Source organism: Anaerotignum neopropionicum (assembly GCF_001571775.1).
GTDB classification, from domain to species: Bacteria; Bacillota; Clostridia; order Lachnospirales; family Anaerotignaceae; genus Chakrabartyella; species Chakrabartyella neopropionicum.
The window spans coordinates 230,979-256,987 of record NZ_LRVM01000002.1 but is presented as its reverse complement, the minus strand read 5'-3'; the positions used below and the strand labels follow the sequence as shown (position 1 = coordinate 256,987).

The 26,009-nt window shown below is 36.6% G+C and carries 27 protein-coding genes; 3 read left to right on the top strand and 24 right to left on the bottom strand.

The window, feature by feature from the left end; translation table 11 throughout:
- Positions 1–322: 322 nt before the first annotated feature.
- From hcp (CLNEO_RS04900) to CLNEO_RS04880, 5 genes are all read right to left on the bottom strand, one after another.
- Positions 323–1,954: a hydroxylamine reductase gene (gene hcp / locus CLNEO_RS04900; protein ID WP_066085413.1), complete on the bottom strand. Its 1,632-nt coding sequence runs from the start codon at positions 1,952–1,954 to the stop codon at positions 323–325.
- A gap of 22 nt (positions 1,955–1,976) precedes the next feature.
- Positions 1,977–2,138 (bottom strand): rubredoxin, encoded by a 162-nt coding sequence (gene rd / locus CLNEO_RS04895; protein WP_066085410.1) that lies wholly within the window; start codon positions 2,136–2,138, stop codon positions 1,977–1,979.
- Between the two features lie 34 nt (positions 2,139–2,172).
- Entirely contained in the window at positions 2,173–2,487 is a 315-nt protein-coding gene (locus tag CLNEO_RS04890; protein WP_066085407.1) for a cupin domain-containing protein, read from the bottom strand.
- Positions 2,488–2,629: 142 nt separating this feature from the next.
- A complete protein-coding gene (locus tag CLNEO_RS04885) occupies positions 2,630–3,343 on the bottom strand; it encodes a permease (RefSeq protein ID WP_066085404.1) in 714 nt (237 codons plus the stop codon).
- Positions 3,340–3,822 (bottom strand): permease, encoded by a 483-nt coding sequence (locus CLNEO_RS04880; RefSeq protein ID WP_066085401.1) that lies wholly within the window; start codon positions 3,820–3,822, stop codon positions 3,340–3,342. The genes CLNEO_RS04885 and CLNEO_RS04880 overlap by 4 nt, the downstream gene beginning before the upstream one ends.
- 112 nt (positions 3,823–3,934) lie before the next feature.
- On the opposite strand from CLNEO_RS04880, the gene CLNEO_RS04875 reads away from it, so the two are divergent.
- Both CLNEO_RS04875 and CLNEO_RS04870 read left to right on the top strand, forming a co-directional pair.
- The gene (locus tag CLNEO_RS04875) at positions 3,935–4,582 is read left to right on the top strand and encodes a Crp/Fnr family transcriptional regulator (RefSeq protein WP_066085398.1); all 648 of its coding nucleotides are present in this window, start codon (positions 3,935–3,937) and stop codon (positions 4,580–4,582) included.
- A gap of 379 nt (positions 4,583–4,961) precedes the next feature.
- Positions 4,962–5,627, top strand: a complete 666-nt coding sequence (locus CLNEO_RS04870) for a Crp/Fnr family transcriptional regulator (RefSeq protein ID WP_242864156.1) — start codon at positions 4,962–4,964, stop codon at positions 5,625–5,627.
- A 74-nt stretch (positions 5,628–5,701) separates the two neighbouring features.
- Here the strand turns inward: CLNEO_RS04870 and CLNEO_RS04865 are convergent, their stop codons facing one another.
- From CLNEO_RS04865 to CLNEO_RS04830, 8 genes are all read right to left on the bottom strand, one after another.
- Positions 5,702–6,406 carry an FprA family A-type flavoprotein gene (locus CLNEO_RS04865; RefSeq protein ID WP_066085395.1) on the bottom strand — a complete coding sequence of 235 codons (705 nt, stop codon included), beginning with the start codon at positions 6,404–6,406 and terminating at the stop codon, positions 5,702–5,704.
- Between the two features lie 191 nt (positions 6,407–6,597).
- Positions 6,598–7,263, bottom strand: coding sequence for a Crp/Fnr family transcriptional regulator (locus CLNEO_RS04860; protein ID WP_066050521.1), 666 nt, complete (start codon positions 7,261–7,263; stop codon positions 6,598–6,600).
- Positions 7,264–7,396: 133 nt separating this feature from the next.
- Positions 7,397–8,083 (bottom strand): sulfurtransferase TusA family protein, encoded by a 687-nt coding sequence (locus CLNEO_RS04855; protein WP_201032861.1) that lies wholly within the window; start codon positions 8,081–8,083, stop codon positions 7,397–7,399.
- A gap of 24 nt (positions 8,084–8,107) precedes the next feature.
- Positions 8,108–8,665 carry a hemerythrin domain-containing protein gene (locus CLNEO_RS04850; RefSeq protein WP_066085389.1) on the bottom strand — a complete coding sequence of 186 codons (558 nt, stop codon included), beginning with the start codon at positions 8,663–8,665 and terminating at the stop codon, positions 8,108–8,110.
- A 2-nt stretch (positions 8,666–8,667) separates the two neighbouring features.
- Positions 8,668–9,276: a hypothetical protein gene (locus CLNEO_RS04845; RefSeq protein WP_066085386.1), complete on the bottom strand. Its 609-nt coding sequence runs from the start codon at positions 9,274–9,276 to the stop codon at positions 8,668–8,670.
- Positions 9,277–9,339: 63 nt separating this feature from the next.
- The gene (hcp, locus tag CLNEO_RS04840; RefSeq protein ID WP_066085382.1) at positions 9,340–11,184 is read right to left on the bottom strand and encodes a hydroxylamine reductase; all 1,845 of its coding nucleotides are present in this window, start codon (positions 11,182–11,184) and stop codon (positions 9,340–9,342) included.
- Between the two features lie 62 nt (positions 11,185–11,246).
- On the bottom strand, positions 11,247–11,588 hold the full coding sequence (locus CLNEO_RS04835; protein WP_066050536.1) for a cupin domain-containing protein: 342 nt from the start codon (positions 11,586–11,588) through the stop codon (positions 11,247–11,249).
- 12 nt (positions 11,589–11,600) lie between these two features.
- Complete coding sequence (locus CLNEO_RS04830; protein ID WP_066050538.1) at positions 11,601–11,789, bottom strand: ferredoxin; 189 nt, start codon at positions 11,787–11,789, stop codon at positions 11,601–11,603.
- Positions 11,790–12,598: 809 nt separating this feature from the next.
- Here CLNEO_RS04830 and CLNEO_RS04825 point away from each other — a divergent pair.
- Complete coding sequence (locus CLNEO_RS04825) at positions 12,599–13,048, top strand: Hsp20/alpha crystallin family protein (protein WP_014315037.1); 450 nt, start codon at positions 12,599–12,601, stop codon at positions 13,046–13,048.
- Positions 13,049–13,101: 53 nt separating this feature from the next.
- Here the strand turns inward: CLNEO_RS04825 and CLNEO_RS04820 are convergent, their stop codons facing one another.
- From CLNEO_RS04820 to pepD, 11 genes are all read right to left on the bottom strand, one after another.
- Complete coding sequence (locus tag CLNEO_RS04820) at positions 13,102–13,914, bottom strand: putative ABC transporter permease (RefSeq protein WP_014315038.1); 813 nt, start codon at positions 13,912–13,914, stop codon at positions 13,102–13,104.
- 283 nt (positions 13,915–14,197) lie between these two features.
- The gene (locus tag CLNEO_RS04815) at positions 14,198–15,799 is read right to left on the bottom strand and encodes a PD-(D/E)XK nuclease family protein (protein WP_164493066.1); all 1,602 of its coding nucleotides are present in this window, start codon (positions 15,797–15,799) and stop codon (positions 14,198–14,200) included.
- Positions 15,800–15,826: 27 nt separating this feature from the next.
- Positions 15,827–16,513, bottom strand: coding sequence for a hypothetical protein (locus tag CLNEO_RS04810; RefSeq protein ID WP_014315040.1), 687 nt, complete (start codon positions 16,511–16,513; stop codon positions 15,827–15,829).
- Between the two features lie 15 nt (positions 16,514–16,528).
- Entirely contained in the window at positions 16,529–16,753 is a 225-nt protein-coding gene (locus CLNEO_RS04805; protein ID WP_066085379.1) for a helix-turn-helix domain-containing protein, read from the bottom strand.
- Positions 16,754–16,897: 144 nt separating this feature from the next.
- Positions 16,898–17,731, bottom strand: coding sequence for a recombinase zinc beta ribbon domain-containing protein (locus CLNEO_RS04800; protein WP_083531849.1), 834 nt, complete (start codon positions 17,729–17,731; stop codon positions 16,898–16,900).
- A gap of 11 nt (positions 17,732–17,742) precedes the next feature.
- Positions 17,743–19,281, bottom strand: a complete 1,539-nt coding sequence (locus CLNEO_RS04795; protein WP_066085214.1) for a recombinase family protein — start codon at positions 19,279–19,281, stop codon at positions 17,743–17,745.
- Complete coding sequence (locus CLNEO_RS04790) at positions 19,281–20,957, bottom strand: recombinase family protein (RefSeq protein ID WP_066085212.1); 1,677 nt, start codon at positions 20,955–20,957, stop codon at positions 19,281–19,283. The genes CLNEO_RS04795 and CLNEO_RS04790 overlap by 1 nt, the downstream gene beginning before the upstream one ends.
- Position 20,958: 1 nt before the next feature.
- Entirely contained in the window at positions 20,959–22,620 is a 1,662-nt protein-coding gene (locus tag CLNEO_RS04785) for a recombinase family protein (RefSeq protein ID WP_066085208.1), read from the bottom strand.
- 194 nt (positions 22,621–22,814) lie between these two features.
- Positions 22,815–23,066, bottom strand: a complete 252-nt coding sequence (locus tag CLNEO_RS04780; protein WP_066085203.1) for a DUF6870 family protein — start codon at positions 23,064–23,066, stop codon at positions 22,815–22,817.
- 698 nt (positions 23,067–23,764) lie between these two features.
- Positions 23,765–24,175, bottom strand: a complete 411-nt coding sequence (locus CLNEO_RS04775; RefSeq protein ID WP_066085201.1) for an RNA polymerase sigma factor — start codon at positions 24,173–24,175, stop codon at positions 23,765–23,767.
- A gap of 372 nt (positions 24,176–24,547) precedes the next feature.
- Entirely contained in the window at positions 24,548–26,005 is a 1,458-nt protein-coding gene (pepD, locus tag CLNEO_RS04765) for a beta-Ala-His dipeptidase (protein ID WP_066085195.1), read from the bottom strand.
- Positions 26,006–26,009 lie beyond the last annotated feature (4 nt).

Sequence of the window (26,009 nt, the reverse complement as noted above, 5' to 3'; positions counted from 1 at the left end):
TTTGACGATTTTATCAGAAGTCTTGTTTAAGTAAATTTATCTTAACTTATAATCAAAATCATATTTTTTAATTTTGCTCATCGCCTCCAAAGAATGTACTGGGAACATGAAAAGTTTTGCGAAAGGTTAATTGTAAACAAACCGTCTACGATGCATTATAGCTACTCATTTATCTACCAATTTTTTGAATGTTTCCATTTTCAGTGTCGTCTAAAGCGTTCTTGGAAATGGCTAACAAAAAAATTATATTGCAAATATAAAAAAGCAAAGATTCCAAATGCTAGTCAGAATCTTTGCTTTTAATTTAAAATATCATTACGAATTATTCGCCCATAAACAACTTAATATCATCTTCAACTTGTCCAATACCTGCGATGCCAAACTTCTCAACAAGAACCTTTGCAACGTTAGGAGATAAAAATCCCGGCAACGAAGGACCAAGGTGAATATTTTTAACACCTAAATAAAGCAATGCAAGTAATACAATTACGGCTTTTTGCTCATACCAAGCAATATTATATGCAATCGGCAGGTCGTTAACATCCTCAAGTTCAAATATTTCTTTTAGCTTCAGTGCGATTACTACAAGAGAATAAGAGTCATTACATTGCCCAGCATCAAGAACTCTTGGAATACCACCAATATCTCCTAGCTCAAGTTTATTATAACGGAACTTTGCACATCCCGCAGTGAGAATAACTGTATCCTTAGGGAGTTTTTTCGCAAACTCAGTGTAATACTCACGGGATTTCATTCTGCCATCACAGCCTGCCATAACAAAGAACTTTTTAATTGCTCCGGATTTTACTGCATCCACCACTTTGTCTGCAAGAGCAAAAACTTGATTATGTGCAAAGCCGCCAACAATACTGCCTGATTCAATTTCTACAGGAGGCTTACACTGCTTTGCCATGGCAATGATTTCAGAAAAATCCTTTTTACCATTTTCATCAGCTGTGATGTGAGGACATTCAGGATAACCCGATGCACCAGAAGTAAAGATTCTTTTTCTGATTTCCTCACTTCTTGGAGGTACAATACAGTTTGTAGTAAACAGAATCGGACCATTAAAGGGTTCAAATTCGGTAACTTGCTGCCACCAGGAACCGCCGTAATTTCCGGCGAAATTGTCATACTTTTTGAAGAAAGGATAGTAATGTGCTGGAAGCATTTCACCATGAGTATAAACATCAACGCCCGTGTCTTTTGTTTGTTCCATTAGTTGCTCTAAATCAGTAAGGTCATGCCCTGAAATTAATATACCAGGGTTATTTCTAACACCAATATTAACACTGGTGATTTCAGGATTTCCATACTTAGAAGTATTTGCTTCATCTAATAGTGCCATGGCCTTAACACCAAACTCGCCTGTCTTTAATGTTAATGCCACAAGATCATCTGCCGACAGCGAATCATTGAGGGTAGCGTCAAGTGCTTCATAAATAAATGCATTGATATCAATATCCTCTTTGCCGATATTAAGGGCATGATGAGTATATGCCGCCATACCTTTTAAACCGTAAATAATCATTTCTCTAAGAGAACGAACATCTTCATTTTCGGTTGAAAGTACACCTACCTTTGATGCCTTTTCCAACATAGATGGTCTATCACTCACTTCAAATGCGGCCGCATCACCGAAGGTAACACCATGTACCTGTTTTTTCAACTCATTTCTAAGTCCAATCATCTTATTGATTTGAACTTCGATTGCATCACCATCAAAATTAGCATTTGTAATGGTAATAAAAAGGCTTTTTAAAACTTCATGATTTACTTCACTTATGGATTTTACATCCAGCTTGCCTTTCACAACCACCTCAGAAATCCCTTTTGTAACATAAATCAATAAGTCTTGCAATTTTGCAACTTCCTCGTTTTTGCCACATACACCTCTTACTTCACAGCCCGTACCTTTTGCAGTTTCTTGACATTGGTAACAAAACATACTCATAATTGTTCCCTCCTTTGTATTATTATTTTACCGGTTCAAACTCATCTTTACCCACAAAACAAATTGGACAAACCCAATCATTAGGAATATTTTCAAAAGCAGTCCCTGGAGCTATACCACTATCAGGATCGCCTATTTGTGGGTCATAGATATATCCGCATGGAACACATATATATTTTAACATTTCGTTCCTCCTTTGAATGTTTGTGACTTTTTAACTATTTCAAGGGTGCCGGTGCTTTTACAACAATTAGCTCTAATACTTTTTCAGATAAATTTTTTACATTCATTTTTGTGCTAACAGGAATCTTTAAAAGAGTTCCTTTATTATACTGATGAACATCTTGATCATTTAGTCCAATAGATAAGGTTCCCCTTACCACAGTCATATAAACGTTCGAATTCGAAAAATGTTCAGGGAGCCCTTGATCTTTATGAAAGACCATGTGAATATAATGAATATTTTCATCCTGAATTACTTTTTCAACCGCTTTCTCATCTCCCGTTGACATTTCATAAATTTGCTCGATCATTTTTATACCTCCTGTTCATTATTTATAGTTTTAAATTGTAATTATATAGATGCTTATTCATTAGTTCCATAATGTTTAAGCATCTAATTGTTAAATTATACAACAAATTTTGACAAATGTATATCATTTTCCAACAATTTCTTTATTCGTTATAATGAATGGCTTGAACGGGACAAGCCATTATTGTTTGGCTAAGCCTCTCTCTGTCTATTTCAAAGTCAAAAGATTTTACATATGCTTTTTTACCTTGCATACCAAAAATCTCAGGGTAATTTCTGCTGCACATTGTACATCCCATGCAAAATTCCTTGTTTAATGTAAGTCCATTTGTTTTTTCTTCTTTCTGTACGATATCTTCGTCCTTCACAATTTTTGCAGTAACCCACGAAAATACCACTATCGCAATTACGGTTAATACCCAACGAATTGCCATAAACTTCATACCCAAAAATTTCACTTCGTTTAAAAGCATTGGAACCTTTATTACTGCCCACGAGCTTAAAATTATAACCAAATTTCGTACAGAAGCCCCCTTTTTGTGAAGCATGACACACATAGGAAATGCTGCATATATGGGTCCCGCAGATATGCTGCCTAAAACAAACGACAATATAATACCATTAACTTTGGATTCTTTTCCTAAGTATTTTGTGATTTTTTCCTTTGCAATCCATGTATCCAAAAGTGCAGTTAGAACAAAAATCACCGGCATTATCATAAGCATTTCTTTAATGTAATAGGCACTGTTTTTCATTGATGTAACACCCATATCTGGTTTAAGGACAAACATCAGGATATAGGCAACTGCAATCACTATGCAGAAGCTATTCTCTTTTACTTTTTTTAAGATTTTCATACAATCACCCCCATTACCATAGCAATAATTATGGCAAATAAAAAGCTTAATCCATTTCTCGTGGCAGTAAATTTAAACCCAAATTCACGCTTTTCAAGTGGAAATGTTACAACCCCTACCATAGTAAGTGTAGTTAGAAATGCTACAGAAGGAACAATACTAACCCCAGCGTCAACCAGTGTGCCGACAAGGGGAAAAGCAATAAAGGCAGGAATCAGTGTAATTGTTCCAAATGCCGCCGCCCCCACCGTTGCTATGAACAAGGATTGACTTCCTACAAATTTGGCAATATTCTCTGGCGGTAATATTGTTAGAATCAAACCGATTAAAAAAATAATTGATAATATGCTTCCCAACATCCCCTTACCCATACTAAATGCCATTTTAAGTGCTTTCAATGTCTTGGATTTATCCTTTTTTAAGGAAAACAAAAGAAATACGGTTGTTCCTATCCACATTGCTGCTGTAAAAATATCCATACAACTCCCCCATTCTTTTTTGATATCACAATTATAAAGTAGTTTATCATCCTCAAATAGACACCGATGTTTCTTTTTGATATAATGTTTTTGAATGGAGGATTTGATTCATATGAATATTGACATTTTACGAAACATTTCATTATTTTCATCAGTAAAGGAATCTGATTTAGAAAAACGAATGGCAGGTAATCATATTTATCAAAAATGCTATATGAAAGGTGTAACTGTTCATAATGCAAATGAAACTTGCTCAACATTAGATATTGTTTTGTCAGGAAGTTTAGTTGCTTATTCTTTATCAACGAACGGGTCAGCAACCACCATGTTTCAATTTAGTCAGGGAAGTGTAATAGGAGCCAACTTATTATTTGGCGAAAACCACAGTTATCCTCTTAATATCTATTGTCTTACAGATTGTCAAATGATCCACGTTGACATAAATGCTGTTTTAGAATTTTTGCACGACTACAACTTTACATTGCATTATATAAAGTCAATTTCTCAAAATTCCCAAGGAATTAATCAAAAGATAGCAATGTTTACGCAAAGAACGCTTCGAGAAAATATTATGGATTATTTTAAACAGCAAGCTATCATACAGAAATCTTCGGTAATTTTACTTCCAATGAGTAAAAGACAACTGGCAGATTATTTTGGCGTACAAAGACCTTCTCTGTTTAGAGAGCTTAAAAAATTAAAAGAGGAAGATATTATTGAAATTAATAACCATACAATCACAATAAAAAAAGAATACTGAAAAAAGGAATCATACAGCAAGGAAAACCGCTGATTGATTCCTTTTTTAAATATGTTAAAGTTAATTTCAAAATTAAAGTATCTAATCTGGCGTCATAATCTATTGTCAACTTACCATAAAAACTAGCTTACGACAATTCACTTTCAACAACCATTCCTATTTTAAAAACATTAATAGTATCTACATCAGGACATCAAAAACGTATGTCTCCTTCATAGCACAATGGTGGTTTCCATCCATATCATAAAATGTCCACATACAGGAACCTCTGCGACAGCACTTTGGGGCACTATTTCTCATCTCGCTAAATAAACACCTATATGTTGCGCTTGCAACATATAAAAATTTGATTTATACTCCTTTCAAGGAGGTGCTCTAAGTGCATGACGTTTATCTCAAACAGCTTCAGAAAATGCCGTTATTCGAGGGAATCAAAGAGACCGAAATTAATTCTGTGCTTACTTGTCTGGGAAGCTATTTACGTTCCTACAAAAAGGGAGAACTTATTTTTCTTGCAGGTGAATCAATAAAATCTGTTGGTGTCATTTTAAGTGGAGCTGTTAATATGATTAAAGAGGACATTTGGGGCACCCAAACCCTTATCGTTTCCATGAAAACAGGAGAAGTATTTGGAGAAACTTTTGCCTGCGGAAACCGTTCCGACTCTAAAGTTACTTTTGCTGTAAGCACTGACTGTTTGATTTTATTTCTTCCTTATAACAAAGTCTTGCATTCTTGCAGCATGTCCTGCACCTTTCATCATCGGCTAATCGAAAATATGGTAGGTCTTATTAGCAATAAGAATGTTCAACTGATAGAAAAAATCGAAGTAACCTCTAAAAAAACTTTGCGCGAAAAAATTTTGACTTATCTTTCCATTCAGTCCCAACAGCAGGGATGTTCATATTTTGATGTTCCTTTGGGACGTCTTGAGATGGCAGCTTATCTATGTGCAGATCGCAGCGCATTAACCCGTGAATTATCGCAAATGCGCTCCGAGGGTTTGCTGGACTTCGAAAAGAATACATTCCATCTCTTAAAATGAAACAGTAAGCATCCCCAAATTTAACTACTGGTCTTTGCAACGGATTCACCCATTACGCTTTCTGATATGACCAATTAATACGCAGCGCATTCTGTTTCATAAAGAGCAAAAACTTCATCCAATTTTCCTGTCAAAATTACGCCATGCCCAGGTGCGATACATTTCAAATTCAAGTCTGCCAAGCCCAAAACAGCGCGTTTTTCATTGGGAGTTGCCTGTGCAAACACTTTGTCGAAATATGTCTTCGCTCCTTGTAAAACACTATCATTGGTATAGTCTTTATCCAAGGGCGGTTCACATCCCAAATATTGTCCAAACAAATCATTAGAAAACAAAATTTGCTCATTTTCAAAATAAGTGACCATATTATCATCCCAATGTAATCCTGGCGTATGGGTAAAGCGGAACTCAAATGTTCCAATTTTCAAAGTAGATAAATTAGCAACTTCTATAAAATTTGCATTTGGATAACGAGAAACCAAGCGATGTTTGCAAGCTGCTGTGCAGTAAATTGGAATATCTGCCCTGTCAGACAGCAATAGTCCAAGAGCTCCACTATGATCCTCCTCGGAATGATTAAGGATGATGGCATCCAACTGGCTAAGAGGAACTAATTGTTTTAATTCAGCCATGAACACCTCTCCAGCTTTTTCAGGAACAGTATCAATAAGCACATTTTTTTCTCCCCTCAGGAGATACGCCAAAAATGAAAAACTACGATCCGGCTTTTGGATAACCTTTCCGAGAACTGTACACATTTCTGAAATTGAATAATGCATAAATCTTCCTCCTTTTATTCATGATTGATTTAGTTATGTTAGTGATAGTTATAGTTTAACATAAGCTTCTCTTTATAATGTTGCGTGCGCAACATTAAATTAAAAAAGGTGGAAACATTATTGTTTGCTCCCACCACTTCATTTTTTTCAAGCGTAACTGGCTTTTCCTTGTATGTCCAACATAATAAATTTCACTCCAAGTCGGATTTAATACAAAAGTGGTTTCTATGAACCGTTATCAGCCCTTCCCGTTGCATTTTGCTTAATTCATTCGAAAGCGCACTGCGGTCTACGCTTAAGTAATCGGCCAACTGCTGCCGATTAAAAGGGATGTCAAATTCACGTCTACCCTCACGAGTGGCCTGGAAAGAAAGATAAGAAAGTAACCGCCCGCGAATAGACTTTGCTGAAGTATGAAAAATACGACGGGATAAAGTTAAATTCTTCTGAGCCGAAATTGTCAACAGGTTACGAATTAACTTTCCATGGTGTCCGCAGGCGGATGAACACGGTTGTAATGTTTTGGCTACATTCAGAAATAAAACCACTGTGCTTTCAGCAGCCACAGCACTAACCATCAAGGGTTCTCCCGGCGCACAGGCATAGGTTTCCGCAAATACTTGGCCATGTCCGATTTTATCTAAAACACTTTTATTTCCCCAGAGATCATCGTGCTCAATAGAAACACTACCGGTTATTACTATCCCAATTTTAGGGACAGTATCACCTGCACGGTAAATCACTTCATCTTTTTGGTAGCATTTTTCTTCCGCCAACAGGCAGCCCAACATAGAAGTCACTTCTTCTGGTGTAATTCCACGAAACAAACTTGTATTTGATAAAAAAAGAGCATCCATCTTTATCCCACCATTTCATATTACACATTTTTCATTTGCTAAGGCTATGATACTATGAGCAGAGGAGCAAGTCGATCAATAACGTTGATTTTCAGCTATATTTCCAGAATATTTTTTAGTGAAAAAAATGGGGTTACTGTACCTTAACCTCGGGATTCTTTTCCCCAAACTTCTCCATCAATTCCTGTTGAATTTCGCTACGCTGCTTTCCTGATTTCTCACGAGTCTTAATTAGCTTATATGCTTGAAATAGCTGTGATGGTCCGATTTCTGAACTGAAATAACCAATTCCCTGATTCCACGCCAGAAGTTCAAAGACATCATCCAACGCAGCAGAATCAAGCCCATGGATATACGCCTTTACCAATTCTCTCGTTGCCTGACGCATTCGCCCCGCACCCACAGCATTGGTCAAAGAAAGCAACAGCCGCATCTCGTAAGGTAACGTTCGCTTTTGGTCATTCCATGTAAGATCCCAAAAGTCCACAGCTATTTGGCCCAGCCTTTCATCAATCATGGGATAGTTCAGCAAAGCCAAGGGGCGGAAGGGAGCCATTTCAGCCGTCTCCGTCTCCTGCACGCGGTAGAAATAAATATGAAACTCATCCGCTCCCACTTGTTTTGCAAAATGTTCAAATCCCAGAGCTTCCATGGGTGCATAAAGGGGTAGTGGCTCAAAGGTTTGAATAATTGTTAACCCAGAACCTTTGCTCAAACCACAAGCACGTTTTTGCAATCCGGGAAAAAAGTTTCCTTGTAGGTGGCGAACATCAATGCATTCAAAATTTGAAATTTGATCCTTCCATTGTTCAAAGCCCATAATATTGTCCCTTCTTTCTTTAAATTAGCAATATTTTTCCGTAAGCTGCTTTAGCAAGTTCAAAGCGGTTTCCTGAATCCCCTTCTCTTTTGCTTGACTTTCAAAAAGCTCCACTTCACTGTTTATACTTTGCAAAACATCATCCGTAAGGCTGCGGCCTGCAAAGGTATAGACTACGTTATCCTCTTTGTCTATATGACGTTGTAACAGGTTCGCCCATGCACCGGCATTCACTAAAATTTCCAGCTTATCTGGAGTATTTGGGGCAGACTCATAACGCCCTAATGCGCTTTCAAACTCCCCTAAATGAAACCTCCCCATATCATGCTCAACCAACATGCCATTTTGAATCAGCTTTACGGCAGCGGGACCCAGCCTACCCATCATCTCTCTGAACAAAATCTGCTCCTCTTTTCCATGATGATGTTGATCTGCATAAGTTCGTGCGAAGGTAATCATATTCCGAAAATCATTCACTTCCACAGAATCACCCTCCAATATACGACAACACGCATTACGGATTACCGCTACAAGGGTAAGAATATTTTTATGCTCCTGTACCATTAAATCAATAGAGTTCATTTCTACACCTCCTGAATGAAAAACTGCTTGTCTATTTGCTGAAAAGAAAAACCACTGCCCGAGAGACTTCCGGAAATAAAAGCACCTCGTAATAAATAATAGTTTTCAATCTTTCCGCCTACTGCATCCCAAAAAGGCAAATGCAAATCTACCGTCTGGTGCCAAAGAACATGTTCTGAGCTCTGTTCCAAAATTTCATTGACATGATCACAGGGCATCCCCTCCAACAGTACATCATTCAATGCGCGGTAAACTCCTTGGGCATCACTAGAAGCAGGCAAGGGATTTTGCAATCCCAGCTGATATGCCACCTGTTTGAGCTTTTCAATTTGTGTTAAAGCATCGTCTTGCAAAATTTCTGTTACTGCTGCGGCAAAGCGCTTTTCTGCAATGCCAATTTGCCCTTGCAGCCACCCATGAATATTGCCACTATCTATCACTTGTTCCAGTTGTCCACGTTCTACAATTCCATAAACTGTATTCAACTTGTTTTCCAAGGCAATAAGGTCTTCCTTAGACGCAATCGAAGACAGCATTGCTTCCGTCAAGCTCTCCTGCAACTGAATTTTACCATAAAGCCAATAATGAATTGGCCCTAAAAATGCACTCATACGCTCATCCCTTTCTAAAAATGTGGTCATGGGACAATAAATTATCCCATGACCATGATTTTTTTATCTATTTACCTTATCATTTACAGCTTTTAGCACATCATTCACATTTAAACCATGAACCATACATGCATCTGCCAAAGTCTCCATTTGGGACGAAGGGCAACCTAAGCAATGCATTCCACACTCCATCAGTGCGGGAGCAGTTTCAGGGTATTTGCGCAAAATTTCACCCATTATCATATCCCCCGTAACAGCGTCAGTTACGTCAGCTTCATCAAAAAACAGCTTTAAGTCGTCCTCAACGGTTCCAATACCAGCAATTCCGAAATTCTCCACCAGTACCTTTGCAACATTGGGGCTTAGGAAAGCAGGGAGTGTTGGCCCTAAATGAATGTTTTTCACACCCAGATGCAGCAAGGCCAGAAGTACAATCACGGCTTTTTGCTCATACCAAGCAATGTTATAAACAATTGGCAAATCGTTAATGTCCTCCAATCCAAAAACCTCTTTCAGCTTCAGGGCAATCACGGCCAAGGAGTAGGAGTCATTGCACTGTCCTGCATCCAATACGCGAGGAATGCCACCGATGTCCCCTAAATCAAGCTTATTGTACTTATACTTGGCACAACCAGCAGTGAGGATAACCGCATCTTTGGGCAGCGCCTTAGCAAAGTCAGTATAATAATTACGGCTCTTAGAACGACCATCACAACCTGCCATAACCACAAACTTTTTGATAGCACCGGATTTCACAGCCCCAACCACCTGATCGGCAAGTGCCAGAACCTGATTGTGGGCAAAACCACCAATGATTTCTCCAGTTTCAATTTCCGTTGGTGCTGCACAACGTTTTGCTTGTTCAATGATTTCCGAAAAATCCTTTTCTTCTCCAACTACACCAGAAATATGCTTGCAACCAGGGAAGCCTGCCGCACCAGTGGTATACAAACGGTCTTTATAGCTATCCTTAGGAGGAACGATACAATTGGTAGTCATAAGGATTGGGCCATTGAAGGACTCAAATTCTTCTTTCTGCTTCCACCAAGCATTCCCGTAGTTACCCACAAAATTGGAATACTTCTTAAATGCAGGATAGTAGTGAGCAGGAAGCATCTCCGAGTGAGTATATACGTCCACACCGGTTCCTTGGGTCTGCTGAAGCAGCATTTCCAAATCTCTCAGGTCATGCCCGGAAATCAAAATACCTGGGCGAGAACCCACGCCAATGCTTACCTTGGTAATCTCGGGATTGCCATAGGCTTGTGTATTGGCCTTGTCCAGCAGAGCCATACCGGAAACACCATACTTTCCAGTTTCCAGTGTCAGCGCCACCAAATCGTCTGCGGAAAGCTTATCATCCAGAGTGGCAGACAAAGCACGCTGGAGAAAGGCATCAACTTCAGTATCTTCTTCCAGCAAAACGTTGGCATGCTTGGAGTAGGCAGAAAGTCCTTTTAAACCATAAGTAATCAGTTCACGCAAAGAGCGAATATCTTCATTTTCTGTAGAAAGCACACCTACCATAGCCGCCTTTGCCTCAAATGTAGCTTCATCTCCATCCCAATGTGCCGCCTCAGGCAACATTTGGCCGTTTCTTACTTGGGCAAGCAGTTCACGCTTTGCATCCAGTGTTGCACGGATACGGGCTGTGATAGCTTCTTTATCAAAGTTGGCGTTGGTAATCGTTATGAAAAGATTTAATGAAATCAAATGATTTATTGCGGAGGAAACCTCCCCACCCTGGACGCGAAGGGCCGTAGTAACAGCTGACAGACCCTTAGTTACATATATTAATAGATCCTGCATTGCAGCAACATCGGGCTTTTTGCCACAAACACCCATCTGAGTGCATCCAGTACATCCTGCAGTTTCCTCACATTGATAACAAAACATTTTATTTTCCATGGTTATTACTCCTTTATCTTCATATGATTTTAATTTTTATCGTTTTTATCATTTGTTTTCTATCAGCTCACTGGTGGAAAAACAACGGTAAGCATCATTTTGAAGGCTTCTTTGGCAAATACCGCATGAGGTTTCTTTGCAGGCATAATCAAGGTCTCCCCTGCACTCAAAACGTATTCAGAGCCATCCACAGTGAACTGACCTGTTCCTTCCAATACCAAAACCATTGCATCACCGCTAGAATCATGAGAGCTGATTTCCTCACCTTTCGAGAATGCAAAAAGAGTAATGCTGATATGGTGATTTTGTGTCAGCGTTTTACTTACAATTTGCCCAGCTTGAACAGAAACTTCGTCTTTTAAAAACAAGGCTGCTTCATGTTCTATGTTTTTGATATAATTCACTCAAGAACCTCCTCAGTCATCGTTTTCGATGGCATTCACAGGACAGCCACTTTGGGCCTGTGCGGCTGCATCCAGCACATCTGTGGGAACTTCTTTTTTGGAAGCAATTGCAATCCCTGCATCCGTCATTTCAAAAACCTCTGGACAAGCCATTGCGCATAACCCACACCCGATACAACTGTCGTTCACAAAATACTTCATAAGAACATCTCCTTTTCAGAATCACTCGTTAAAATGTTATTTTTATTTGTTGACACAATAATATCATGTAATTCACAACATTTATGTTGTTAAAACAACATAAATAAAATTTTTTCAATATGTTATTGCTTATAATTTTAGTAATTTTCCCAGTTCTATCTCACTATGCCCCGTTATGTTTCAAGATTAATCTACATTATTTATTTTAGTTTCTCTAAAAATCAACTTTTACAAAAGAACTACTTTTTTTGCTAACATAGTATCCTTTTGCTTATCTTTATTTTCACTTTTTGAGTAAATATATAAATCCTAATTTTTACATAATTGTTAACTTGCCTATTTTCAACAATGCTGTCTCATCAACCTATCAAAAGCTAATCTGTCCACTCAACCCTACGGCTTACATTTACAAATTGTCTTTTCCCTTCTCTCAAAAACAAAAAAACAGAGAGTCAGGAAAATACTCCCAACTCTCGGAAACCCTATATTTTAAGCCTTTTTAGACCCCTTACTTGTCCGCCCTTGTAATCAACGCTATCGTCTCAACGTGTTTTGAGAGGTCTTGATAGCTGTCAAAACGGCGTTTTAGTTCTATTTTTACCTACTCTCGAACTTAGGAACATATCCACGCTCGTAAATGGAAACATATCCAAGATTGACTCTCGTTTATGGAAAAATATCAAAGTCAAATTTAAATAAAAAAATTCTCAAAAATATATTGACAAGTGGAACATTCTGTGTTATATAATAATTAGCACTCAACAATCGAGAGTGCTAACAAAAAATAAATTGAAAAGGAGTTGTTATTTATGGCTGGATTAGTACCTTTTAACAAAAAGAACAAAGAAATCTCTACAAACACTGGCTTTGAGGACTTCTACAACGTACTTGATGACTTTTTTTCCAATGACTGGCCTTTTAGAAGAACCCTCACACATGACACTTTCAAAGTTGATGTCGAAGATAATGGCAATGAATACCTAATTGAGGCTGAAGTGCCAGGTATAGATAAAAAAGACATCAATGTTGAACTTAACGATGGAAAACTTATGATTTCTATTACTAGGGATGAAAACAGTGAATCAAAGAAAAAGAATTTCATCCACAGAGAGAGACGTTATAGTTCTATGAGTCGTTCAATTTATTTGGAAGATGCCAAGCCAGATGGTATTAAAGCAAAACTGGAAAATGGTTTACTTAAAGTTGTAGTTCCTAAAGAAGAAAAGCCAAACAACAGCATTACAATTGATGTTGAATAAGGCAAAATAAAGCACATCGGGTTATTCACCCATGTGCTTTATTTTTTATACTATCAATTGCTTTTTTTATTTTTCTTGTTTGTGTTCATTTTATTTACTGCTTTTAAATTAATTAGTGTTTCTTTATGTAATTTTGACGTTATATTGGGGAAAGCAGCAAATACTCTTTTCACAAACTCTTTATTTTGTTTTGATATATCATTAAATTTTTGGTTAAGCTCATCGATTTTATTTGTTAATACCCTAATCTGAGACAGTTCTTCGTCAGATTGTATTGATTTTAATTTTATAAAAAATTCCTCTGACATCGTCTCTTTGATTTCATCCGCAATCATATGAAGCTTCGATAGGTTGGTATTCAATTTTAAAGCATTTAGAGTAGATATTATATTATCAGTCAAGAATATGGATAGTAATATTAAACTTGATGTGTAACGCATGCTTAATGGCAACTTGTTAATCATATTAAGTAAAATAGGATTTAGAAAATATATTGCGATTAATGATAATCCTCCAAAAATCAACGAATTATGTAATACGACTCTTCCATGAATATTCAACTTATAATTTGAATAATCCCACCATTTTAAATGGTATATTCGTTCTAATAAATATCCCGTAACATATTCCAAAAGACTAGTTACAATCACTGCAAGAAAATAAACTATTATAGGATTATCTGAAAAAGGTGTCAAAATATTTATGACTGCAAGTGCTCCAAAGCCATAAATAGGACAATACGGGCCTATTAAAAACCCTCTGTTCACAAACTTTTTATCCGGAAACGAACAATATATTACCTCACATACCCAGCCAATAAAGCTGTATGTTAAAAAAAGCAAAAATTCTTTTATTATATACTCCATAACGATCCCTTTCTATAATTCAATATTATTCGAGAAACTTTTTCCTAATCCGCATTTTGTCTCAACAACTCTTTTAAAGCTTTCCTGTTCGATATTAGCCATACAGATGAAAAAATCTCTGATTTAAAAGCATCCGAAAAGCTCTCGGACTTAATAAAGCAAAGGAACTTATCCGATGAGCATGAACAAATCCAAGGCAATACCAATATTTTATTTGCTGTAATATCATTTTCCATCTGATGACATCTTTGAAAATAATATATCTCCACAGACGACGGTCTCTTTACTCCTTTTTTGCTTTGTAAATAGTATTTAGAAATCTTCTTTGCATTTCTTCTTCTAAATCATTATCGTAGTCCTTTGTGTGCTTATGCATTGCATTAATGAAATCTTCAAAATAAGTCACATCATCAAACAGGCTCCTGTTTTCAATAAAGAAATTATAAATTTCTCTGTAATAAATGACAGTATACTTTTCACCGCACGAAAACTTGCTTAATTCAATGCGATTGTAATTAGGTGAAAAAATAAAGCAACTCACAGATTTCTTGCGATACTCATCATCAGTTGTGACTTGTTGATAGTATTTTTTAAGCTGTGATTGTACCTTATCACTGTAAATATCGTGTCGGTCATCAATACCATTGATGCTTGATTTGATTTTATTTTCTATTACAATGGCATTGTTTTTGTCAGAGATTAGCAGGTCAATATTTCTCTTTTCTCTCTCTATGTTGAAATCTGTTTGTATCTTGATAGATAAAACTTCATGCGCAAACTTAGAAAAAGCTTCTCTATTTATATTGAAAAAGTAAGCAAGCATATTGGAAAAAGCGAGTTCATTGTCTTCCTGCTTAATTATTTTAAGGAAATTGAAATGTGGATCTTTTTGTAGCTTTGGCAATTCAGAAATTGCTTGGGTCGTATTAGTATCTTCCCATAGCTCTTTGGCCTCAATTATCTGATTCAAATCAGCAAAGGAATCCGGCTTTTCATTTTCGTTGTAGAACTCTCTTAATGTTTGTTTGCCAAATCCTTTATTTGTACGAATGAAAAAAGTGTTATCTCCACTTACAGATTCATCGTCTGTAATATAAATCTGATTTTTTGGCTTAATAACCCTATCCGCAACAAACGTAGTATAAGCATTTTTTTCTTCTTCAAGGCTACCTTGATATGAATTTTCATTAAATAAATCAACAAGGCTTACTCCACCATAGGTCAGCCCTAATTCAACTTGCCCTTGATATCTCTCTTTTCGCGTAAGTTTACTGTCGGCAAAATCAAGAATTTTAACACCCTCTGCCTTCGCTAGTATTTTATATGTTTTCGAGGCAAATTTCCGTACCAACAAAACGGTTATACAACTTTCTCCATGAGATAATTCTATTGTTCCTTGTGAATTCAGATAAATATAGTTCTTTCCATCATCAGCCTTATATAAGTTAATTATTTCATGACCTATATTATCGCCCTCAGACAAATAGCCTCCAACATACATTTTGTTGATTATTATTTCTCTACTCTTATGTTTTGGCTTTTCTGTGATTTGTTTTCTATTCTCAACTGGAACTAATTTCCCATCTGATGACAAAAATAAACGAAACCTTCTTAAATGAGATAAGTAGCTATTAACAAGTGAAACAACGTTACCGGTCGAGTTATTAGAAAGAGCTTTTAATAACTCTTCCTTTGCATCACTCTCAAAATCAGTAGATGTCACTACATTCCAGAACAGCTCTTTACTCCCTTTTTTCCAAAGATAGAAGGAATCAGAGTAAGAAGTGCTGACTGTTGATTTGGAAAGGTTCAGGCTATGTAAGAATTTTTTATATAATGATCGTAACTCTTCATAAGATAAAGCTTTCATATTGTTTATCTCCAAGGTTGCTCCTCCCTTACCCAATCAAATCTACTCATCCTCATCCTCGTCCTCCTCAGTAACATCGATACCAAATAACATCTGAAATTTATCGAAGTTATAGGGGTATGAGTTATCACCATCAAAGCTTACCGATTTATGGCCATTGCTATATTCAAATTCCAGCTCCCACTGTGTACCATCAAGTACCATGTATCCGAAACGCTTTGTTGAGTATCGTCTACGCCACTCACCGATATGAAGATCTTTAAGTGCAACTATAAAAGTATCCTTTGTACACGGCTCCTGGTTATCTTCATCCCATAATGAGAGAGGTTCTTCATCTTCCCATAACTTTGTATAGGCTTTCAATTCATCAGTTAGTTCTACAACATAATTACTATAGCCACCAAAGTAACCTCCAATGCTAAAGGTTATCTTACTGATGGCATCTATATTTGCATCAAAGTCAGCTGCCTTTTCTTCTGCCTTTGATAAGGTATACGTTCCACCAGCTTCAGCATAGGCTTCTTTGGCTTTCTCTAAATATTCACGATTCCAGTGTAGGCGAGTATCTTCACTTGGATGCATAACAGTTTTAATGCCACCATGCGGGTTTTCCATTGAGTTTTTTAGACGACCTATTTCTTGCTTAAGTCCCCGGATAGCGGTCATTATCTGTTCTTTAGTTTTTCCTTTAAGATACTCTTCGTAATAACTTTCTGGACTGATCATCATATTAGACCGCCTCCTTTACTCATTGCCTGTCTTTATTTCATTGCCATCAGGCAAAATAAACGCCTGCTCAAACTTAATATCCAATACATCGGCTATAGCCTTCAACTCATCCAAGGTTACAGTTTCACGTTTTAATTTCTTATTGAAATTCTGTGGAGTCTGACCAATACGTCTAGCAAGTTCCGCGACGCTAATATTCATTTGTTCACATAGTTGCTTAATCATATCTGCCGTAGTCATACAGCACCTCCAATTTACACTAAAATATATTATAAACCATTTGGTTGATAATAACAATAGTTTTTTCAATATTGCTACAATTATAAACCAAAAGAAAAACCCACAACTCTACGTTAGAGTCATGGGCCATCTAAGTTCCTTTTTTCATACTTCAACTTCAATGCCAGATTTAAAGCATATTACAAAGTGGTCATTGTAAACAGTAACATTCTGTATTAACTTTCTTACAAGTGCATCATCATATCTTTGGGTACGGTATTTATTGTTGCGGATAAATTCTATCAGCTCGTTGATCCTCTCATTCTCTCCACTTAAGGATGCATCCTCCACAAGAAGGTTCTGCCGTTTTTCACGCAAGTTATCAATCTCATCTGCAAGAGGTTCATAGTCTTTCCCTTTATTCGCAAGGCTAATTAACTCTTTCTGCTTTTCTTCAAGCAAGGTGTTAATCTCTGAAATTTGATAATCTGTAGCGTCACCGATTACTGCATGAATGTTTTCTTCCAGTGTTTTTATCATGTTGTCACCGCCAGCAAGTAATCTATTAATGGCGGTCATAACAGCATCATATAAATCGCCTTCCTTTACTGTTCGGCTCTTACAAACTTCGGGGCCTTGCTCGATTCTTGTTACGCATCGCCAAACAATTTCTTTTCTACCGTGAATGTTCCAGTAAACTCGTCTGTAAATATCACCACAATCGCCACAAAAGGTTATGGAGCTCAAAGCGTATTTACTGCTGTAAATCCTTTTGTTCTTGTCTTCACCTGTGTAAATGTTATTCCGGCGATGAAGCTCTTCCTGTGCTTGTAAAAAAAGTTCTTTTGGAATAATAGCATCATGGTTATTTTCAACATAATACTGCGGGAGATGACCTTCATTCTTGACCCTTTTCTTTGTAAGAAAATCAACTGTAGTGGTCTTTTGCAAAAGTGCATCACCGATGTATTTCTCATTAGCTTGTGTCAAGACATACATAAAAAAATAACTTAATCTTTAATACAGTCTTTAAAGTTCCAAACAATTTCAAGACTATTATCTGGAAAAACCTTTATTCTTTGAATTAACTCTGCAACAAGTTGTTGGCTTAGTTCCTGTATGCCAGCATACTTACCCCATTCTTTAGGTACGTTATCCTCGCTTGCATAAATTGAATTCAGCTTTTGTAATAGCTCCATTTTCTCTTTTTCCAGTGCAATCTTCTTTTCACATAGCTCTGCTGTCTTTTCCTTAAAATCTTCTTTTATCAACTTACCATCTGCCAAATTCTCAAAAAGTAAGGTCTTTTTACAATCAAGCTGTTTCAACTGCTTTTCTAAGCGTTCTACTTCAACTTGAAACCTGTTATTATCGGGCTTACCATTCTTAATCTCCTCAAATACGAACACCCTTATTTGCCTTTGAATTTCAGACAGAACAAAATCCTTTAGCTGTTGTTCATTAATACGAACATCTTTACACTCACAAAAAGTAACAAACCTTCTTGTTGGGCAACGATAACAAGGTTCTTTTATGTTTTTGAAAAAAGTAAGCGTTCGCCCACAATACTCACATTTTAATAATCCTTTAAACAGGTTATAGTCTGCGATTGCATATGGCTTAGACCTATATGGTTTCATGACCAACTGTGCTTGCTTCCATACATCCCTTGAAACAATTGGTTCATGAGCATCTTCACAGATTATCCATTCACTTCTGGGAATTTGCTTTGTTTTCTTTGTGTTAATATCAATCTTTGTTCGTTTGCGGCTTATTTGTTTACCCGTGTATCGCTCATCACTAAGGTAACGATGAACAATGGCATTCGTCCAAATTGTATTTTCACTGCTTAATTTCCACCCTCTCTTTTTATCCGTACCTTTTGCTCTATGATACATATAAGGAGAAGGCACACCTTCAGTATTAAAAATCACAGCTATTTGCGTTGCTGTTTTACCCTCACAAGCAAGCTCGAATATTCGTTTTACAACAGGTGCTGTCTCTGGATTTTGTATCAGCTTATTTTTTACATTTGAACACCGCATATAACCATACAACGGCAAAGTGCAAAGATATTCTCCTTTTTGAAACTTAGATTTCTGCACTGCACGTATTTTCTGGGAAATATCTCGACTATACATTTCATAAATCAAAGCCTTTAGCCCTACATCAATGCATGCGGTACTACCTTTATAATTATTGCTGTCGTAATCTTCATTAACAGCAATAAACCTTACACCTAAAAAAGGGAATACTTGGTCAATATAATTTCCAACTTCAATAAGGTTTCTGCCAAATCGTGAAAAATCCTTGACTATTACGATATCAATGGTTTTACCAGTCAGCCTAAGCAGTTTATTAAGAGCAGGGCGGTCAAAAGTTGCCCCGCCATATCCATCATCAATAAATTCCAAAATCTCATAGTCTTGCAGGTCTTTTTTTGAGGATATGTAGTTTCTAAGTAAATCCCTTTGATTAGAGATGCTGTCGCTTTCCCCCTCATTTATATCCTCGTTGGATAATCTGAGGTATAACGCAATGGTTTTCATTATGCAGCACCTCCCACAAAATTAGTGAGGACCGCCAATTCATCAGAAAATTTCCATATGATTTCTACATCGTTATAGCCACTGACAATAATTTTGTCAATCATCAATTCAATAAACTCACCACTTAATACTGTAGTATCTTTTTGTCTCCTAAAAGCCTTGATCCACTCATTTTGAGGGGATAATATTTTTTCATCTAACGCTTGTGCTTTTAGCAAGCTGTTTTTGGCTTCTTCCAGTTCCTCAGCCTGTTTTAAATAATCGGATTTCAAACGGTTGTACTCTACCAGGTTTATAGTCCCGTCGGTATAATTTTCAAAAAGAGCAGAGCATAACAGCAAGTTCTTAGTAATCAGCTTTTCGGTATTTACTAAATCGGTTTTGATTTTTTTCTGCTTTGCTTTGTATTCTTTTGTACTTTTCAGTTTTTTTAGTTTCTCTTCCAATGAAAAAGTTAATTCTACTTGTACTCTCAAACTTAAAAGAATGGCATTGATAAGCTCCGGCTCACCCAAACATTTTTTACTGCACTTAGATAATTTCAAGTTATGTTCATATTGATTACAATGAAAAGTGTATCTTGCTGTTCCAATTCTAGAGACATCTTTGTAGCGTATCATTTTTTCTCCACAATCAGCACAGATTACTTTTCCTTTAAAGATATTTTCCTTAAATGGGTATTTCCTTCTATAATTATTTTGTTTAGCTACGCTTTCAGACATCTTTTCTAAGTTGCGAAAAGTTGCTTCGTCAATGATCGCCTCGTGTGTACCATATACCACTACATACTGTTTTTTATCTTTCTTGGTAAGAGATAACCCGTTGCAAAGGGATTCCACAGTTTTCCCCTGTGTCACATTTCCTGTATAAGTAAAATTATTTATAATACGCTTTATCATTTGTCCCTGCCACATTGTCGCCCTACCTGTTGGCACTGTTTTTTGCTTATATCGTCCACTTTGGAAGTTATACACCGATGGCGAGGGAATACCCATTTCATTTAGTTTTCTTGCAATTAAAATATAACCCATGCCCTCAAGTTTCCACTTGAAAATTTCTTTTACGATAGGCGCTGTTACAGGGTCGATTATTAAATGGTTTTTCTGATCGGAATTTTTCATATAACCATAGGGAGCAAAGGCACCGATATATTCCCCCTTTTGCTGTTTTTGATGAAGAACAGTAGCCGACTTATGAGATATATCCTTTGCAACCAAGCTATTAACGATATTTTTCAGGGAAGCTACCATATCATCGCTGCTACTATTTTTCAGAGTATCGTAATTATCTGTAATTGCTACAAAACGAACATTTAAAAACGGAAATATCTTTTCAAGATAATAGCCTGTTTCAATGTAGTTTCTGCCAAAACGGGATAAATCCTTCACTACGATACAATCTATCTTTCGATCTCTCACATCGTCCATCATCTGCTCAAAGGCTGGTCTTTGAAAGTTTGTACCTGTGAAACCATTATCTTTGTAAATGGAGTACAGTTTCATATCCTTTTGAGCATTGACAAACTGCTCCACCATATATTGTTGTGTTTCAATAGTTTCACTGCTGTTTGTACCACTATCCTCTATAGAAAGACGGATATAAATTGCTGTATTATAAATGTGTTCTATTGGTTCCAAAATCTCCTGAGCCTTGTTTTTTCTACTTGCTCGTGCCATACTATACCGCCTCCTTCACTTTATTTCGAGGCGATAGTTCTTTTTCCATACTTTGAATGAAAGAAAGAGCAAGGTCAAAGTTATACTGATATTTAAAGCTAATCTCAAGCCTTTTATCGTCATACACCGTTATTTTATCAATGAGGTTGACGGCTATTTTTCGGTCAATAGCGTCGATATTTTGGTAGAGCTTAAATTTCTCTATCCATAAAGTTTCCTGAGTACGATTTAGCACCAGTTTATCAATTTCTTGCTTTAAATTTGTAATCGCACATTCTGCGGATTGTTGCTTTTCATCATAAACCGATTTCAAACGAAGATACTCGTTTTTATCCAGGATACCATCAGAAAGATTTTCAAATAGAGCTGTTTTTAAATGCTCATATCGTGTTACCTCATCTTCCTTGCTGATAATTTGAACATTCAATTTCTTTACATTAACGCTTTTGTAAGGCAGAGTATCAATATATTTTAATATTCTTTCCATCTCTACAATGTTTGCAATGTGTTGTCTTAACGCAACCAAAACTCCATCGGTAATGGCTGTATCACTGATACGATGGCTTGTACATTTCTTGGTAGTCCTATTTTTGCCACACATATAGTAAAAATAGGTTTTTCCATTCTTGCACACACTGCTGCGAATAAGCTGATTGCCACAATCAGCACAGTAGAGAAGTCCCGAAAAGGTATACACCTCGGTTTTGTTTGGAGCAACCCTTGTATCACGATTTAAGAGTTCATTAACTATGACAAATTCCTCGTTTGTGATAATAGGTTCATGATTATTTTCAATCCTTATCCATTCATCACTTGGCTTTGTTACCGTCTTTTTCACCTTATGATTGGGGGTGGTGCGTTTGCCCTGCACCAGTGTGCCTACATAAAATTCATTTTTCAGTATGCGCCCAATAGCCACAGCCGACCATTTTGCTTTTGCATTGATTTGAAAACTTGTTTGATATTCCATACCACAGAATTTTTTATATTCCATAGGGGACAGAACATCCAGTTCATTCAGCTTGTCAGCTATTCTCTGCTGACTTTGACCCTCGATTTTCCATTTGAAAATATCACGGACAATATCAGCGGCATAGTCATCTATCACAAGTTTATGTCTATCTTCGGGGTGCTTAAAATACCCATAAACAGCAAAAGAGCCAATGAAATCGCCCTTTTTGCGTTTGATTTCCAACTGGCTCCGAACCTTTATGGAAATATCACGCAAGTAAGCATCGTTTATCAAACTGAGAAAAGGCAGTAAAATATTATCACTTTGGCTTCGACCGTTGATACTATCAAAGTTTTCATTGATAGATATCACTCTGATACCCAAAGCTGGAAACACTTGGTCTATATATTTTCCTACTTCCACAAAGTTACGACCAAAGCGTGATAAATCCTTTACCACTATGCAGTTAATAACACCATTTTCAGCATCTTCAATCATTTTCTTAACAGCAGGTCTGTCAAAGTTGACACCGCTATAGCCATCATCAATGCGTTCTGAAACAACCTGAATTTCCGACTTATCCTTTAGAAAATGATAAATCAAATCTCTTTGATTGCCGATACTGTCGCTTTCTGTTTTATCCCCATCTTCTTTTGAAAGACGGAGATAGATACTTGCACGATATTTTGTATCTCTATTTAATTTTTCCATTTTGAAACCTCCATTATGTACCCGAAAAGATCGGGTTGATTGCATGGCAATCAACATTTTCAAAAAGAAAATGTACTGAGTAAATGTAATTCCCCAAAAACATTCACAATGGATTTTCAAAGGTTTGCTTATTTGCTTTTAAAGATATCACTTTAAAGCGATAAAGTCAACATGATTCCATTGCATTTGAAAAATTACATCGTTGCAAGATAATGCTCCAATCTATCCTCTAAAGTTGTCGATGTGTTTTCGGCAAAGGATACCTTTACTACCAAATCACCACATTTGTAGCAATAAGGGTTACCAATTTGCTCAATAAAGCTGCGCAGTCGTTCTTCCTTGGGAAGTGCTGTGTCCACAACAACATCGTTAATATCTTTAAGCGTAGAACGGTCAACAGTTCTTACATCTACTTTTTTCATAGCTTCAAAATCAATGCAATTCATATTTATAACCTCCAAATCTTTTTTGTTTCTTATGAAATACAACACTATGCCCCACAAGAAGTTCTTCACTTGTGGGGGCAAGTCTTGCATCTCACCATATACAAAAGGCAGAATATTTGTGTTTATTCAAAAATAACATTAACTGCCTTTTGTAGTACGTTTTTTATTCAAGCTGTATCGTATTTTCGGATAATGGGTATCTGAAAGAATTCAGACCACGGAAGGTGGCTTTTGCGAAAAGCAAAAGTACTGAATGATTATCCTACTGCTCGCCCCCGATACTGGAGTATAGAAGTTAGCTTACAGGTTTATTCATCACAAGTGATGATGTAGGCTGCATTATTCCGCCGATAGGTGTTATGACAGGTGACTAAGCTGTCCACCATATTCGCAGAATATCCCTTTTACCGTTGGACACGGATTGATGTTTTGCTTTACTTGAGGTCTTGGCATATTACGCAGAACCACTGCTTTTAGAAGTCCATAGACTTATCGCTCATTACCCTTTGATATTATCTTATTTACATGGCCAAAAGCCTTGCAGGGAGTCTTGGCGGTCTTACTTCGGTGCTTACACAAATAAAAGGCAAAAACTTCTATACCGATATTCTATTATCAAGCTACAACGAGGACATGAACCTTTGTAAATTTATCCCTCTACTATATAGGACAGAAGTAAAGCCATTTTGAAGTATTTTTTATAAAGAATTTTTTAAATCATCTAATTTTTTGATTACAGCATCAACCGAAAATTTCACTGCTCTTTCTGAGCAATGTTCTTTTGCGGCAATCTCTGTAAAGGTATAACCCAAAATACGATTGAAATAAAATCTTCTTTGCTGAACAGAAGTGCAGCTTTTAATCGCATCAACAGCAGATTTCAATTCTTGTCTTTGCATAGCTCGTTCTTCCAAGGATGCTGTGTGAAGACTATGTAAATATCCAGCAAAGTCACTTTCCACATCTTCATCAGATGAGTGTCTTTCTTTCTCTTTGCGTAAACGCGCAATCTCTTTTCGTTCTTCTTCAAAAAGTTCAAATATTTCAATAGAAACCTTAACCGTGATTTCCTTGCCTTGTAAATCTGTTACCGTTACATAAAATGACATTATATTTTCCTCCATAATTTAAAAGTAGTTTTTTCAGACAAATTTAAAAGGGAGGAGAACGGCAACAAGGTACTATTATTTTTAAGCGGAAAATAATAAACAGTGCTATACCTTTAAGATAAAAAGATATAACACTGTTTGATTTAAAATTATTTGCTTTTATAGTCTCTTTAATTGGAAAAATGCAGATATATGGCACAATAACACCTCTTGGGAGGAGCTATTCTTGCCCTTGGTGGTCCATCAGAAGATGGCTGTCATAATTCCTCAGTTGCAACCTATATGGCATAAAAAAAGCAGTGTCGGAAGCTTATTTCAAGCACCAGCACTGCATTCTTGTTTTTATGATTTACCTTTTATTTTATCTATTTATTACAATCGTTTAAAAACCTCTTTAAAAAATTTATAAAATTTTTGCACTGAAGAAATAAAAACATATTCACCTGGTGTATGTAAATCACGAATATCAGGTCCAACAGCTATCATATCCACATATTCAGGAATTTTCTTTGCGAATATACCGCATTCAAGACCAGCATGCAAAACAGTCACCTTAGGCTTTTTATCAAATATTTCCTCATATGTTTTTTCAAATAGTTGTTTCACTTCAGATTTAGGATTGAACTCCCATTCGGGACAATTGTTAAGAATTTGTATTTTACCTTTTACCTCTTGGGCCAATTTTACAATCTTATAATACATTTCCATATACATACTTTTCATAGAGCTTCTTGTCATTGTCATCACAATAAGCTTGTCAGCTTCAGTACGCACAACTCCAACACTTACAGAGCTTTCCACCACTCCGTCAAGCTGGAGATTCATCCTCGTAATTCCACATTCCGAAAATGTAATAAAATTCATAAAACGCTTCTGAGATTCTTTGGATAAAACCCTTCTGGAAACTGCGACTACTTTTTCCACACTAATTTTCATATCATCTTCAATCAAATAATATTCGTTTTTAAATATAGCTGTCATTTCGTTCACAATTTTCAATACTTCTTCTAAATTTTTGTTAGGTACAAATATTGTAGCTTCCGCTTCTCGTGGAATAGCATTATACTGAAGGCCACCACTAACTTCAGAGATATAATAATGCATAGCACTTTCAATTCTTCTTAATATTCTATTGAGTAGTATATTCGAATTTCCTCTACCCCGATGAATATCCTCGCCAGAATGACCTCCTTTTAAACCTGCAATTTTAATTTGTAAAGGAATAAACTCATCTGTAACATTTTCCCATACAACAGGGATTTCTGTTCTTATCACTGGCCCCCCTGCACAGCCAACTACAAACACTCCTTCATCATCAGCATCAAGGTTGATTAGCGTCCTTCCCTTTAACACAGAGGCATCAAAGAATTCAACACCAGACATTCCTCTTTCTTCATCACTTGTACAAACAATTTCCAAAGCTGGATGAGCAGCTTCGGGATCAGTTGCTAACGCCATTGCTAACGCAATACCCATACCATCATCTGCACCTAAAGTTGTTTCTTTAGCAATGACTTTGTCACCCTCTATTTCTATTTTGATTGGATCCTTTGTAAAATCATGTATTGTTTCTTCATTTTTTTCACAAACCATGTCGGTATGTGCTTGAAGAATAATAACTGGGTGATTTTCATAACCTGGGGTTGCAGGAACATTGATTAACACATTTTTCATGTCATCTTTATAATATGTAAATTCATGATCCTTTGCAAACTTTATAAGATATTCACACACCATATCTTCGTTGCCCGAACCTCTTGGTATTCTTGTAAGATCTTCAAAGTAACGAAATACATAGCAAGGTTCAATATTTTCTAAAATTCTTTTCATAACA

Coding starts and splice junctions, on each gene's coding strand:
- hcp (WP_066085413.1), bottom strand. CDS start 1,954: ATGAGTATGTTTTGTTACCAATGTCAAGAAACTGCAAAAGGTACGGGC.
- rd (WP_066085410.1), bottom strand. CDS start 2,138: ATGTTAAAATATATATGTGTTCCATGCGGATATATCTATGACCCACAA.
- CLNEO_RS04890 (WP_066085407.1), bottom strand. CDS start 2,487: ATGATCGAGCAAATTTATGAAATGTCAACGGGAGATGAGAAAGCGGTT.
- CLNEO_RS04885 (WP_066085404.1), bottom strand. CDS start 3,343: ATGAAAATCTTAAAAAAAGTAAAAGAGAATAGCTTCTGCATAGTGATT.
- CLNEO_RS04880 (WP_066085401.1), bottom strand. CDS start 3,822: ATGGATATTTTTACAGCAGCAATGTGGATAGGAACAACCGTATTTCTT.
- CLNEO_RS04875 (WP_066085398.1), top strand. CDS start 3,935: ATGAATATTGACATTTTACGAAACATTTCATTATTTTCATCAGTAAAG.
- CLNEO_RS04865 (WP_066085395.1), bottom strand. CDS start 6,406: ATGCATTATTCAATTTCAGAAATGTGTACAGTTCTCGGAAAGGTTATC.
- CLNEO_RS04860 (WP_066050521.1), bottom strand. CDS start 7,263: ATGGATGCTCTTTTTTTATCAAATACAAGTTTGTTTCGTGGAATTACA.
- CLNEO_RS04855 (WP_201032861.1), bottom strand. CDS start 8,083: ATGGGCTTTGAACAATGGAAGGATCAAATTTCAAATTTTGAATGCATT.
- CLNEO_RS04850 (WP_066085389.1), bottom strand. CDS start 8,665: ATGAACTCTATTGATTTAATGGTACAGGAGCATAAAAATATTCTTACC.
- CLNEO_RS04845 (WP_066085386.1), bottom strand. CDS start 9,276: ATGAGTGCATTTTTAGGGCCAATTCATTATTGGCTTTATGGTAAAATT.
- hcp (WP_066085382.1), bottom strand. CDS start 11,184: ATGGAAAATAAAATGTTTTGTTATCAATGTGAGGAAACTGCAGGATGT.
- CLNEO_RS04830 (WP_066050538.1), bottom strand. CDS start 11,789: ATGAAGTATTTTGTGAACGACAGTTGTATCGGGTGTGGGTTATGCGCA.
- CLNEO_RS04825 (WP_014315037.1), top strand. CDS start 12,599: ATGGCTGGATTAGTACCTTTTAACAAAAAGAACAAAGAAATCTCTACA.
- CLNEO_RS04820 (WP_014315038.1), bottom strand. CDS start 13,914: ATGGAGTATATAATAAAAGAATTTTTGCTTTTTTTAACATACAGCTTT.
- CLNEO_RS04810 (WP_014315040.1), bottom strand. CDS start 16,513: ATGATGATCAGTCCAGAAAGTTATTACGAAGAGTATCTTAAAGGAAAA.
- CLNEO_RS04805 (WP_066085379.1), bottom strand. CDS start 16,753: ATGACTACGGCAGATATGATTAAGCAACTATGTGAACAAATGAATATT.
- CLNEO_RS04800 (WP_083531849.1), bottom strand. CDS start 17,731: ATGTATGTCTTGACACAAGCTAATGAGAAATACATCGGTGATGCACTT.
- CLNEO_RS04795 (WP_066085214.1), bottom strand. CDS start 19,281: ATGAAAACCATTGCGTTATACCTCAGATTATCCAACGAGGATATAAAT.
- CLNEO_RS04790 (WP_066085212.1), bottom strand. CDS start 20,957: ATGGCACGAGCAAGTAGAAAAAACAAGGCTCAGGAGATTTTGGAACCA.
- CLNEO_RS04785 (WP_066085208.1), bottom strand. CDS start 22,620: ATGGAAAAATTAAATAGAGATACAAAATATCGTGCAAGTATCTATCTC.
- CLNEO_RS04780 (WP_066085203.1), bottom strand. CDS start 23,066: ATGAATTGCATTGATTTTGAAGCTATGAAAAAAGTAGATGTAAGAACT.
- CLNEO_RS04775 (WP_066085201.1), bottom strand. CDS start 24,175: ATGTCATTTTATGTAACGGTAACAGATTTACAAGGCAAGGAAATCACG.
- pepD (WP_066085195.1), bottom strand. CDS start 26,005: ATGAAAAGAATTTTAGAAAATATTGAACCTTGCTATGTATTTCGTTAC.